This window comes from Oleiphilus sp. HI0079, assembly GCF_001635105.1.
On record NZ_LWFT01000612.1, the window covers coordinates 1 to 11857 of the forward strand.

Below are 11857 nucleotides of genomic sequence, written 5' to 3' on the forward strand. Positions count from 1 at the left end.
CGCACACCGTGGTTAAAATTCCAATTGAAGTTTGTCGGATAGGAAATATCTCCGCAAACCAACAAAACTACCTGCTCGCATTTAAGCAATGTGAAGCGATGCTCTCGCAATTACATGCAGGCGAAAACAGCGTCGAGCTCAAACTAAAAAAGCTGATGCTCTCTCACCCGCCAGGGACACTCAGTGAAGAAGCGGCAGCGGCTTCCATGTTTATTAGCAAGCGTACGCTTGCACGGAGACTGAAAGTCGAAGGGGCCAGTTTTAGGAAAGTGAGAGATCATATACTGTCGCAACAGGCAACGAGCTATCTGCGCGATAGTAAGATGTCCGTTGAAGCGATTGCCGCAATACTTAACTATCATGACAGCTCCAACTTTCGTCGCGCTTTCAAGCGCTGGATGGGCATAACACCCGAGACGTATCGCAATCACCTTTAGAGGCTTTGTCATACCCGCTTGCCCATTGGTCTTTCTAGTGAAAAGACATAGGCCTCGGAATAACTTTTATTTCCATCGTTCTCTACTATCCTTTTGCTTCCCAACTTTGAATCTGCGTCGCGTTTTCAGATAAGCGAAACAAAAGAGGCAGTATGAAGATTAAAACCAAACAAGTTTCAGGAACGCTTCTTCTTCTCATTTCGAGCCTACTATTCGTTGGGCTCACTGCTATTTACTTGGCAAGTTCAAAATCCACACAAACGATCGCCACGATTACAGAAAGCAAGCTCACCTCGATACTGGCGCTCAAAAAGTCCCACATAGAAGATTATCTGAGCGGGGTAACCAAGCAATTTGCGCTCATGTCTGCCGATCAAAACACCGGCGCTGCAAGCTTTCATTTTGACTCTACTTTTGATTCGTTCGAGCAATCTAGTGGTATCTCACAGAGCCAAAAAGACGAAGTAAAATAGTATGTTCGAAGCGAATTCCTCAATAAGTACAATCAGCAAAACCCGGAATCTCCGATCGATGAAGCGCTCTATTTTAAAAACTTCTCAACCAACACATGGATACTTCAATACCACTACATCGCCAAGAATCCGAATGCCGTCGGTCAGAAAGAAAAATTAGAGAGCCCGAGCAATGAGTTTTCGTCCTTTAGCGGAGCGCACAGCGGTTATCACAGCACGTTTTTAGGTTACTCGAGCAAACTAGGATTTGGGGACATCTATTTGGTTGGCCCAAGCGGACGCGTGAACTACTCGCTCAAAAAAGGATTTGAACTAGGCACCAACATAAAAGATGGCGTGTTCGCCGGTTCTGGCATAGGCCGCGTATTCCGAAAATCACTTGAGCTACAACAAGGAGAGCTGGCGTTTGAAGATTTCAGTGCCTATGCGCCCCTTTTAGACGAGCAAGTCGCCTTCATAGCCACACCGATTGTGAAGTTCAAACGCGTTCGCGGCGTATTAATAGTTCAGTTCCCGATTGATAAAATTGACGAGATCATGACCAACAATCGCTCTTGGATCGATACAGGCTATGGATTAAGTGGCGAGTCCTATTTGGTGGGGCCAGATTCAAAATTGCGGAATACCAGCAGGCTCAACGCCGAAGACTTAAATCTATATCTTGAATACCTTGGCGCGCATCAACAAGAAACACCTCAACCGTTGGAGCAAATACGCGCTAGAGGGAGTGGTATCGGGCTCCAAAAAATCGACACTCTGGCTACCAGAGCCGCCCTCTCTGGTGAAACCGGATTTAGTCAAACTCATCGTTACGATGGGGAAGAAATGCTTTCTGCATTTGCCCCAATCGAGGTGGATGGATTTAATTGGGCGATAATAAGCGAAATGACCGCCAATGAAGCATTTGAAAGTGCTCAACAATTATCAAAGGAGCTTAGTTATAGCTTGCTGATTTTACTCATAGCTGTCTCGGCATGCGCTATCACCCTGATATTTTTCAGTGCCAATCTATTATTTAAACCCATCGAAAATATGGCCATAAAAATGCACGAGATTGCTAACGGCCAAGCTACGTTGAGCAGCCGGCTAAATGATTCTGGCGACAACGAAATATCTAAGTTTGCGGCAAGCTTTAACTTGTTTGTATCAAAGCTCGCCAATCTTGTTGAACAAACACAACAAACATCTATTGCACTTGTCGAGCAAAGCACCAAGTTGACTCAGCTCGCACAGGCCGGCACCCAGCAAGCCGAAAACCAAAACGAACAAATGACGAACATTCAGTCCTCAATAAACCAAATATCCGAAAGTATCACTGACAATGCTTCACGAGCGGATCAAGCTTTGAGCGCAGCAAACGAAGCAAAACAACAATCGATTGATGGGAAAACCGCAACAGGCAACTCAATAGAAACAATACAAATGGTTGAACAAGAGGTTACCAAGGCCGCTGAAGCACTGCAGACTGTCGAGAATGACACCATGCAAGTAGCAGACCTACTAGCCGTCATTGACTCTATCTCTGAACAAACTAACCTCTTGGCTTTGAATGCGGCGATTGAGGCTGCGCGCGCTGGAGAAAATGGCCGCGGCTTTGCGGTGGTTGCGGACGAGGTGCGCAGCCTATCCCACAAAATTCAACAAGAGACAGCAGCCATTACCAACACAGTTGAAGCGCTAAAACGTGGCACGGCAAACGCGGTTGACGTGATGCGAGCAAGCCGAAGTACAACATCTGAAAGCACGCATTCATCACGACTTGCTGGTACTGCGTTAGATCAAGTGGTTAGCTCGAGCGAGCATATTGCCTCCATAAATGCTGAGATCGCGAGTAACAGCAATTCAAATACAGAACTCGTCAATCACATCAAAACCAACACGGATCGAACGGTCGAAATTACCAACGAGTCAGCGCATGCAGCGAAGCAAATTGACCATATCGGCCTTAAAATCGCTGAGCTCGCGAATAAATTAGGCGATTTGGTTGATCAGTTCTCGAATGAAGACAGCATCAATCGTTGAGACTAATGCTGAGCAATGCAGGTCCATGGAAACTTATTAAGGCACATGCTTTAAAGTGCCCACCTATGAGTCTGAAATGTTGATTACCTTGTCGCTACTCTGATCTACATGGTGTTTGCAGCAAGGTTAGATGAAGATCTATAAATAGAACTCAGAGGTCTAAAGAGCCAGATAGGCCGCACCTGACTTTAACTCAGCTTCAGAGATTTCCAAAATCGAGGGTGGAATCGAAACGTCGTAAATCCACAATGCCGCGAACAATTTGTCGTAGTGAGCAGGCAGCTTCAGCGATGTCATATAGACTTCTTCCGTCAAGCGCGTGCGCAACAGACAGTTTTCGTAATCAATCACATTATTGCCTTGCTCTTGCTTCGCGCGGCAAATAGATAAGTACCCCTCTCCCGCTGAAGTATTTGTATTGGTCACAGTTAATTGCAGGTCCTGAGTCGACCTCAAATCAAAATCCCGATCGACTTCCAGGTTTTGCTGCGTCACCTCTGCGCCTTTATCATCTAATGCGCTAGTGTCATTCGCGTCATCGCTTGATCCACCACTTGGCGCGCACGCGGACAATAGCAACGCTAGCAATATGCCAGATAATCTAATGTATTTTAGGTCTATATGCTTTGAGTTCATATACGGCTCCGCTCTATCTAATCTGCATAAATTAAGGTTGATTGCGCTTTCGACTCAAGAAACCAATCCGTCTGTTCAGCTCCCGAAGACTCTGCAAACGCCTTAAATTGAGGATATGCGTCACGAATATCCACTTTCTCGAGCGGGTGCTTCCAATCACTAGGTACCTCGATCGCCCAAGGCATCCCGTTACTGGTTTGATAGTATTGCTGTAAGGACATCGAGGAGGTGTCGTCACCGATGCTTAATAAACCACTATGCAGAGCGTTCGTTGGCGCGTTGTTTTTCAAGTGCACCTCCCATCGCTTGCCCGCGTATCCGCCGACAACCGAGTCCACCATAGAACTGTGGGTTGTACCGGGAGTGGCAAAGATAAATGGATCATAGGGTGGTGCTGGAAATGCTGCTTTGCTCACGCCATTCGTAAGCGGCATGGTCAGCTTCCAACTTGGACGTATCGCTGAGCCGCATCCTAACTCTGTTCTAAAGTAATCGCAGTCGACTTCACCCCTGCTCACCATTGACCAAGCGTTTTCCATAATTGTGACGACCGCATAAGTTTGATTACCCTCCAAGCTCAGCCCATCTACATTCACGCCGTTAAGCTCAAGCTCCAAATCTGGCTCTCTTACCAAGCCAGGAGGTAAAGATGGAAACTGAATAGCAAATCCATTATTAAACCCTGCCCCAATCGCAGCAACTTGCCCCTCTATTTCTACCCGTATGATTTGATCACCAATGGCATATTCTGCGATTCTCATATTCATCAGCAAATCATTCAGATCATAATCGCCCTCTATTGGCCACAAATCCTCGTATGCTATGGTCGTAAACCCTTGGGCACTCGGGTAGTAGGAGACGCTGATATTTCCGCCTGTCACCTGTATGGGATAATCTTCCACCTCTCCATCAGAGACACCACCTGCCGGGCCTATTGAAGCCACGCTGCTCAACCTAAATCTTGCCCAAGTGCCTCCCTCTTTTGCCCACACGGGAATCGTATAAGAGATCGAATTTTGTCCGCTAGCAAGCGGTTCGTCAGTTACTATTTGCTCAGCGGAATCAAACACTCCATCTTGGTTCCAATCGACCCAGCCATTGAGAAATCCACCACTCTCGCTTGCAACAGCGCTTATCACGGAATTAGTGCCAATTTCGATACCAGTAACAAAATTGATACCGTCGTCGTCATCGGAGTTATCGCTAGCGTCATCACTCAAAGGAAAAACGTAGGCGTCCGATTCAGTATCAAGCAACAGACCAAGGTGCAAAGAACTCTCACCATGGCGCGGGCCCGATGAATCATAACTAGTTTGATAACTGTCTGGCGCATCACCAAAATCTAATCCTATCGAGCTTACGACAGGCGCTAGCGCACATCTCGCTCCATCATTAGAACTCGAGGTTGGGCCATACGCAAAAAATACGCCCTGTGGCTCACTTACAGAAACATCGATCTTATATATGTAACCGTTGCCATTGTTACTAAGATAAAGGTTATTATTTACGTCGAAAAATTGAGCGCCAAAAACAAAGTTAAAACCTGCGCCAGCTTCATTCAATACTTCGCGAATCCGTGTCGTTTGACCCGTAATTGGATCAATCGTTCTCAAAAAACCATTGTTATCCACAGCGTAAATCAGACCATTCGTCGGGTGAAAAGCGAAATCCGTAAGATTGGGATTCCCCATCGAAGATGACGTTGCAACTTGCGTCATCACTAAGCTGTCATCAGGATCGTTCAAGTCAACGGAATACAAGCCATGGCCTGATCGATAGCCAAACCATTTGTTTTCTTCTATAGAGACATCACCCACATAAAAGTTTCGCCCAATCTTGCCGCTGACAATGGTGAGAGGTTCGGGAGTGTATTCGCTACCAAATCTGGAAAGTGTTGCAGAGCCGTAGTCCCAACCGTAGATGTAATCATCATGAAAATTATACCCTGCGCCGTTTACCTTGTTGGTCTGCATGTCGGGTGTCAGAGTGTTGTAACTTCCTGTAGAGAGATCAACACCATACGCAATCGTCTTTGACGTAGGCGTTTGAATTATAAATGCTTCTGTTGGACACGCGTCGAAGGGGGTGACAGCGTGTACATTAATAACCATGAAAAATGAAAAGACTATCGAAAAAATAGTTTTGCAAAGGGACATACGACCACCCGACTTTTAAAGAAAGTACTTCGATAAGCAAGGTATAAGCAGGAACAAGGCCAAACATATTATTTATATAAATATCAGAATGTTAGTCAATTATGCGCACTATATTTCAACATGCTGAGAACGGAATTTTGCAAACTGAAAACCGAATCGCTAATTATGCTCTGCTAAACCGCTTGCCTTTTCAGATTCGAGATATGCTTTAAAAGCATGCAGTGACTTTCTATAGGCGTTCGCACCAAGTCGTTTTATCAAAAACTCTAAAGGCCGCAGCGATTGGTGAACTCTAAAACCGATGCGGTATGTCACCCTTACGCCTTCTTTTAAAGGTTCAATCGAAAAGCTTTCAACGAGCTCATCTGCATAAGGCAACGAAACGGCGGCAACTCGATACGCAATATGGCTTGGAGGTTCATAAGCGATAAACTCCTCTCGAAAATGGATGAAACCGCTTAGTGTAACCTCTCGCCAGCGCCCAGTTTTATCTTCATGAATAGGACTAGCCGCCGTCATACCATGGAACCAATGAGGCCATGAAGATGAGGTTTCTAAAGCCTCATAGGCGCGTTGCTGAGTCGTATTTATATCAACGACGTATTGGAGCGTTATCGGAGCTGAAGAAATAAAACTCATGTCCGCCGCAGCGCATTTAAATTTCATAACATGCACTCACTTGGGCTTTGGAGCCTAACATCGAAATGACCAAGCTCGTTAAACACTCATTATGGGCGCTCGTGCAAAATTAAGCGACACGTCTTCATAATTCATCCAAGCGAATAATGCCTTTTAATTTTTATTGATCGATTACATATTCCAAAAAAGTTAAATCGTGATGCTGCTATAGACCCACTCACAACAGAACAAGGCATGGATTTTAATGAACGATCGCGAACTAGCGAGAGCCCTTTCGTATGATGGCAAACAGCTGAAAACCATAGGAGGTATTACCAATGCTTTGGTAGCCTGGGATCGAGACTTTACCTTAGAACTCGGAGTAACACGTCAAGGAACAACGCAGCTGTGTCTAGTGATATCTATAAATGGAGTGAAGGCGAACTATAACGATGAGCTTTTGAATCGATCATCGCGACAAAAGCCGAAGGCATAAATTAAATCAGGAAAAGAAAAATGGCGGTGAGCCAGGGATTCGAACCCCGGGAGGGCTATTAACCCTCGCTGGTTTTCAAGACCAGTGCTTTCGACCACTCAGCCAGCTCACCGCATTTCTGACGTTGCCACGACTGCGACAACGGGTGTGCATAATACTCGAAAAAAATTGCGTGTCAACGCCTATTTCTGAAAGAATTGTCAGTTGTATTTTTGATCTGTGACCCTATTATAAAGCGTAAGGTTTCTAAATAGTTTTCACCCCAAAATTTGGAGTAATTTGATGCAGGATAAACAGTTTCCTCAAGCGAAAGCAGCTTCTGCTGACGCCGACCACCTTGGCCAGGTCATGGGTAGTGGCCAGGCGGCTCTCGGTACAGACGTAGCTTCTATACTGAAGAACACCTACATGCTTCTGGGCCTAACATTAGCCTTCTCGGCATTTGTGGCTTATCTATCAATGGACGCACCACGCCCGGGCATTCTTGTAACGTTAGTCGGCTTTTATGGACTTTTCTTTCTGACTGCAAAGCTGAGCAATAGCGCTTGGGGTCTTTTAAGCACATTCGCACTAACCGGCTTTATGGGTTACACCCTTGGCCCGATAATTGGCATGTTTGCAGGTGCTGGAGCAATGCCTATAGTCGCCAATGCTTTAGGCCTCACTGCTTTCACGTTTTTTGGGCTTTCGGCATATGCTTTGATTACTCGAAAAGACTTCAGTTTTTTGGCTGGCTTTTTAACCATCGGCTTTTTCGTTCTTCTTGGCGCCATGGTGATTGGCTTCTTTACTAACATCGCAGGGTTGCAGCTTATGATTTCAGCTGGCTTTGTATTGTTCTCTTCTGCGGCTATTTTGTTTCAAACTAGCGCGATTATTCACGGTGGCGAGCGAAATTACATTTTAGCGACGATTAGCTTGTATGTTTCAATTTACAATCTGTTCTTGAGCTTGCTTCAGCTACTAACAGCATTCGCTGGCGAAGATTAATTTGAACAGAACTTGAATAAAAGCCCGCACTTGCTGCGGGCTTTTTTGTNCATACAGCTTCCACTCATCTACGCACAGCATTACACTAAGCCACATGAAATTTGCCATTCTAATTACTGGAGCCCCCTACTCTTCTCAAGCGCCTTATTCCGCCTTGCAGTTTTGTCGCGCCGCAATTAAGCAAGGACATGAGATTTATCGCGTTTTTCTTTATCGCGATGGAATCCATTTAAGCACCCGACTTGCAACTCCGCCTCAAGACGAGCTCAACATCTACTCAGAATGGCAAACTTTTTCTGCGGAAAATAATATTGAAATCATCACGTGCATTGCTGCGGCAGCCAGGCGCGGATTGATTGATGAAAGCGAAGCAAAACGACACAACAAAGATACGCACAACATGCACCTATCAGGAGAGCTTTCGGGCTTAGGGCAGCTCATAGAGGCACACATCATAGCCGATCGTCTTGTAACATTCGGAGCCTGAAATGAGTATTAAATCCTTAGTCATTGTGTTCACGCAGCCTCCCTCTGCATCAAGCGCGAACCAAGAAGCGCTTGATCTTGCTCTTGCAGCTGCAAGTTTCGATCAAGAAGTAAAGCTGGTCTTTGAAGGCGATGCCATCTATCAGCTTGTCAATTCACAAGAGCCTGGATTAGTTGGCCGAAAAAACTTATCAAAGATGATGAAAGCCCTCCCTCTGTATGGAATCGATCTGCTTTATATTTTTTCCGGCTCCGATACAAGCTCCCAAGAACTCCCTGAAAACGCAACGCTTCTCGACGACCAAAGCTACCAAACGCTGCTTGCGCAGAGCAATTCGGTGATCCGGTTCTAACACTATGGCTACTCTTCACACCATCAATCAAAGCCCAAGCAAGTCGACTTCATGGCATAAAATGCTCAGACTAATATCGACAGGCGACAGCGTTTTACTGATCGAAGACGCTTGTTATGCCTGCATGGACAGTCGAACGATACAAGAGCTTGATTCGCTGATAGAGCGACATTCCATTACAGTTTATGTTTTGGAGACGGACCACACGGCGAGAGGACTTCCCAAGGCGATGCCTTGGCGCAAGATCGGATACGATACCTTCGTCGCCCTCGCCTCTGAGACGGACAAAACTGTTGCGTGGTGTGCCGAATGATCCCTCGCGACCCTCAGGGCTTTCTAATAAACCTCGAAGATTGGAGCGAAGAAGTCGCCGTAACAATTGCACGAGAAGAAGGCATCGAGCTAAACGATGATCACTGGGAAGTGCTTTGGTTGCTGAGAGAGTTCTACGCGGAATTCGACCTTTCACCAGCCAACCGAATCTTGGTTAAAGCAGTAAAAGAAGAGCTTGGCGAGAAAAAGGGAAATAGCATCTACCTTCTGCAGCTTTTCCCAGGAAGCCCTGCAAAAATTGCGAGTAAAATCGCAGGACTTCCGAAACCTCTAAATTGCCTTTAACCTCATTACACGAGAAGTGAACAACTAATGAACACCCACGAAAACATTCGCCAAAGCGTCTCTGAACACTCTTTTGCACAATATGTTCGTATACTAGGAAAAGGCAAAAAAGGCTCGCGCTCCTTCACACTAGAGGAAGCGAAAGAGGCAATGGGCATGATTTTGCGCAATCAAGCAGAGCCCATTCAACTCGGAGCGTTTCTCATGCTAATCCGGGTTAAGGAAGAAAGCCCAGAAGAGCTGGCGGGCTTTGTAAGCGCGGTTAAAGATCATCTCAAAACACCAGAAATACATGTTGATTTAGACTGGTCATCCTACGCAGGAAAACGACGCCACCTACCTTGGTTTATATTTTCAGCCTGCTTGGTTTCCCAACTTGGCTATCGGGTCTTCATGCACGGCGCGAGCGGACACACAAACAATCGCATTTATACCGAGACGATTATCAACAAACTGGGATTGAACACAGCGTCCTCGTGGAGTGAATGCCAAGACGCCTTGGCGCAAAGCAACTTTTGTTATATGCCGCTCAACAGCATAAGCCCAAAGCTGGCAGAGTTGATTGATTTGAGATCAACACTAGGGCTTCGCTCGCCCGTTCACTCACTTTCTCGCTTAATCAACCCCCTTAATGCGCCAAACATATTGCAGGGGGTCTTTCACCCTCCGTACCTAACCCTCCATCAGGAGGCAGCTCGCTTACTCGAATACAAACGAACGGTAACAATGAAGGGTGAAGGCGGAGAGATCGAGCGAAATCCGGATAACGCCTGCGTATCATACGATTGCACCAACGGCGAGCTAACGACAGAAGAATGGCCAGCCAAGTTCTCTCGGCGTCATACCAAGCCCGCAGAGTTGAGTTTCGAAGACATGCTGATGTTGTGGTGTGGAGACTCGAAGGATGAATACGGAGAGGCAGCGATCATCACTACTGCAGCTCTCGCTCTTAAGACCATTCAACCCGCTCTAACGCAGCAGGAAGCGATGGAACAGGCCGAGCAAGCTTGGAGCGCGCGCGATACCCATCGCTTTCAACTCAGTTAAGTAGGCGGAGGGCGATAGAGCAATCAGGCTGCAAACTGTCTGCAGCCTGTTAAATAAGCCTGCGAGTAGAACAAGCTACTTATAGTAAGCGTTCTCGGTCACCGTGTGATCAGTTGCATCCTTAACCCCTGCAAGCTCAGGCAATACTTCCAGCAGACGCTTTTCAACACCATCTTTGAGCGTAATGGACACGGCACTACATCCCTGACAACCGCCACCAAAACGCAAAACAGCCACGTTATCTTCCGTCAGTTCAACGAGACTTACCTCGCCACCGTGAGACGCAAGCCCCGGGTTAATATCAGTCACTAAGAGATAAGTTATACGCTCCTCGAGCGATGAGTTTTCATCGACCCGAGGCATTTTAGCGTTAGGCGCCTTGATAGTAAGCTGCCCTCCCATCTTCTCCTCTGCGTAATCGACATATGCTTCCTCAAGGAAAGGAATACTTTTGGTTTCGACGTACAGCTTAAAACCATTGAGATCAACAACTGTATCATCAGGGACAATATCTTCAGACTTACAGTACGCCAAACATGTTTCAGCCATTTTTGTGCCGGGCTGAGTGACAAACATACGAACCCCCATACCGGAGTCTTCTTGCTTATCAATCAATGACGACAAATACACTTGCGCCGAATCTGAAACAGTAACCATAAATAAATACACCTGATAGAATTTGCGCTAATTCTAGACCTTTCCGTTGAATTGATAAAGACCTAGTAAAACACTCGGATATAATCTATATCAAAACATTTCAATATAGTTTCCGTTCAGGTATTATTGCGCGCCTGCTCACTCGTTAAACAAAGCGCGAAAGCGGCAGCCTGCCGGAATATTTCATTAAAAGGTAAATCCATGACAGATAAAGCATTACGTACCGAAGCCCTCCTAAAGGCAATAGAGGAACGCATCCTCATTCTTGATGGCGCTATGGGTACGATGATTCAGAGATTAGGTTTTTCTGAAGAGGATTACCGAGGTACACGCTTCGCGGATATCGAACAAGACGTCAAAGGCAACAATGACCTTTTGTGTCTGACTCAAGCAGATGCGATTGCGCGCATCCATCGTGAATATCTTGATGCTGGTGCAGACATCATTGAAACCAACACCTTTAACTCCACAAAGGTATCGCAGGCCGACTATAACATGGAAGAGCTAGTCTACGAGCTCAACTATGAAGCCGCCCGAATTGCGCGGGAAGAGGCTGACAAAAAAACCGCCGAGACGCCAGATCGGCCTAGATTCGTTGCAGGGGCCGTCGGCCCAACCTCTAGAACCGCATCAATCAGCCCGGACGTAAACAATCCCGGTTATCGTAATGTCACCTTCGAAGAACTCTATGATAACTATTATGAAGCCGTAAAAGGCCTTGCCGAGGGTGGGTCCGACATCATTCTGATCGAGACGATCTTCGACACGCTGAATGCTAAAGCGGCGATATATGCTACCGAGCAGTTTTTCATAGACGAAGGCTACGCGCTGCCGATCATGATTTCCGGAACAATTACTGACGCATCAG

At 46.3% G+C, this 11857-nt stretch carries 15 protein-coding genes and 1 tRNA gene; 11 read left to right on the forward strand and 5 right to left on the reverse strand.

Going from position 1 to position 11857, the window contains the following annotated elements; all coding sequences use genetic code 11:
- The 3 genes from A3750_RS10845 to A3750_RS10855 form a co-directional block, all read left to right on the forward strand.
- Positions 1-437 (forward strand): AraC family transcriptional regulator (locus A3750_RS10845; RefSeq protein WP_156498518.1); only part of this gene is annotated, 437 nt, incomplete at its 5' end.
- 152 nt (positions 438-589) lie between these two features.
- Complete coding sequence (locus A3750_RS10850; protein WP_068465950.1) at positions 590-910, forward strand: hypothetical protein; 321 nt, start codon at positions 590-592, stop codon at positions 908-910.
- 282 nt (positions 911-1192) lie between these two features.
- Positions 1193-2932 (forward strand): methyl-accepting chemotaxis protein, encoded by a 1740-nt coding sequence (locus tag A3750_RS10855; RefSeq protein WP_156498519.1) that lies wholly within the window; start codon positions 1193-1195, stop codon positions 2930-2932.
- Between the two features lie 159 nt (positions 2933-3091).
- Here the strand turns inward: A3750_RS10855 and A3750_RS10860 are convergent, their stop codons facing one another.
- The 3 genes from A3750_RS10860 to A3750_RS10870 form a co-directional block, all read right to left on the reverse strand.
- Positions 3092-3568 carry a hypothetical protein gene (locus tag A3750_RS10860; protein ID WP_068457154.1) on the reverse strand — a complete coding sequence of 159 codons (477 nt, stop codon included), beginning with the start codon at positions 3566-3568 and terminating at the stop codon, positions 3092-3094.
- Positions 3569-3585: 17 nt separating this feature from the next.
- Positions 3586-5724, reverse strand: coding sequence for an LruC domain-containing protein (locus tag A3750_RS10865; protein ID WP_068465952.1), 2139 nt, complete (start codon positions 5722-5724; stop codon positions 3586-3588).
- A 159-nt stretch (positions 5725-5883) separates the two neighbouring features.
- Complete coding sequence (locus tag A3750_RS10870; protein WP_068454243.1) at positions 5884-6390, reverse strand: SRPBCC family protein; 507 nt, start codon at positions 6388-6390, stop codon at positions 5884-5886.
- A gap of 217 nt (positions 6391-6607) precedes the next feature.
- Here A3750_RS10870 and A3750_RS10875 point away from each other — a divergent pair, with 217 nt between their 5' ends.
- On the forward strand, positions 6608-6838 hold the full coding sequence (locus tag A3750_RS10875; protein WP_068454240.1) for a hypothetical protein: 231 nt from the start codon (positions 6608-6610) through the stop codon (positions 6836-6838).
- A gap of 21 nt (positions 6839-6859) precedes the next feature.
- On the opposite strand, the gene A3750_RS10880 is transcribed toward A3750_RS10875, so the two are convergent.
- Positions 6860-6950 (reverse strand) — tRNA-Ser (locus A3750_RS10880).
- Positions 6951-7186: 236 nt separating this feature from the next.
- Here A3750_RS10880 and A3750_RS10885 point away from each other — a divergent pair.
- The 6 genes from A3750_RS10885 to A3750_RS10910 all read left to right on the forward strand — a co-directional run bounded on the left by A3750_RS10885 (position 7187) and on the right by A3750_RS10910 (position 10332).
- The gene (locus A3750_RS10885; protein ID WP_068454246.1) at positions 7187-7828 is read left to right on the forward strand and encodes a Bax inhibitor-1/YccA family protein; all 642 of its coding nucleotides are present in this window, start codon (positions 7187-7189) and stop codon (positions 7826-7828) included.
- A 94-nt stretch (positions 7829-7922) separates the two neighbouring features.
- Complete coding sequence (gene tusD / locus A3750_RS10890; RefSeq protein ID WP_068454237.1) at positions 7923-8315, forward strand: sulfurtransferase complex subunit TusD; 393 nt, start codon at positions 7923-7925, stop codon at positions 8313-8315.
- A 1-nt stretch (position 8316) separates the two neighbouring features.
- Complete coding sequence (locus A3750_RS10895) at positions 8317-8667, forward strand: DsrE family protein (protein ID WP_068454234.1); 351 nt, start codon at positions 8317-8319, stop codon at positions 8665-8667.
- A 4-nt stretch (positions 8668-8671) separates the two neighbouring features.
- Entirely contained in the window at positions 8672-8980 is a 309-nt protein-coding gene (gene tusB / locus A3750_RS10900) for a sulfurtransferase complex subunit TusB (RefSeq protein WP_068520188.1), read from the forward strand.
- Entirely contained in the window at positions 8977-9285 is a 309-nt protein-coding gene (locus A3750_RS10905) for a TusE/DsrC/DsvC family sulfur relay protein (protein WP_068454228.1), read from the forward strand. The genes tusB and A3750_RS10905 overlap by 4 nt, the downstream gene beginning before the upstream one ends.
- Before the next feature lie 27 nt (positions 9286-9312).
- Positions 9313-10332: a glycosyl transferase family protein gene (locus tag A3750_RS10910; RefSeq protein ID WP_068454225.1), complete on the forward strand. Its 1020-nt coding sequence runs from the start codon at positions 9313-9315 to the stop codon at positions 10330-10332.
- A 75-nt stretch (positions 10333-10407) separates the two neighbouring features.
- Here A3750_RS10910 and nfuA read toward each other — a convergent pair whose 3' ends face one another.
- Positions 10408-10989: a Fe-S biogenesis protein NfuA gene (gene nfuA / locus A3750_RS10915; protein WP_068454222.1), complete on the reverse strand. Its 582-nt coding sequence runs from the start codon at positions 10987-10989 to the stop codon at positions 10408-10410.
- 201 nt (positions 10990-11190) lie between these two features.
- Between nfuA and A3750_RS10920 the strand changes: the two genes are divergently transcribed.
- Positions 11191-11857: homocysteine S-methyltransferase family protein (locus A3750_RS10920; RefSeq protein WP_197474996.1), on the forward strand; the 667-nt coding region annotated here is incomplete at its 3' end.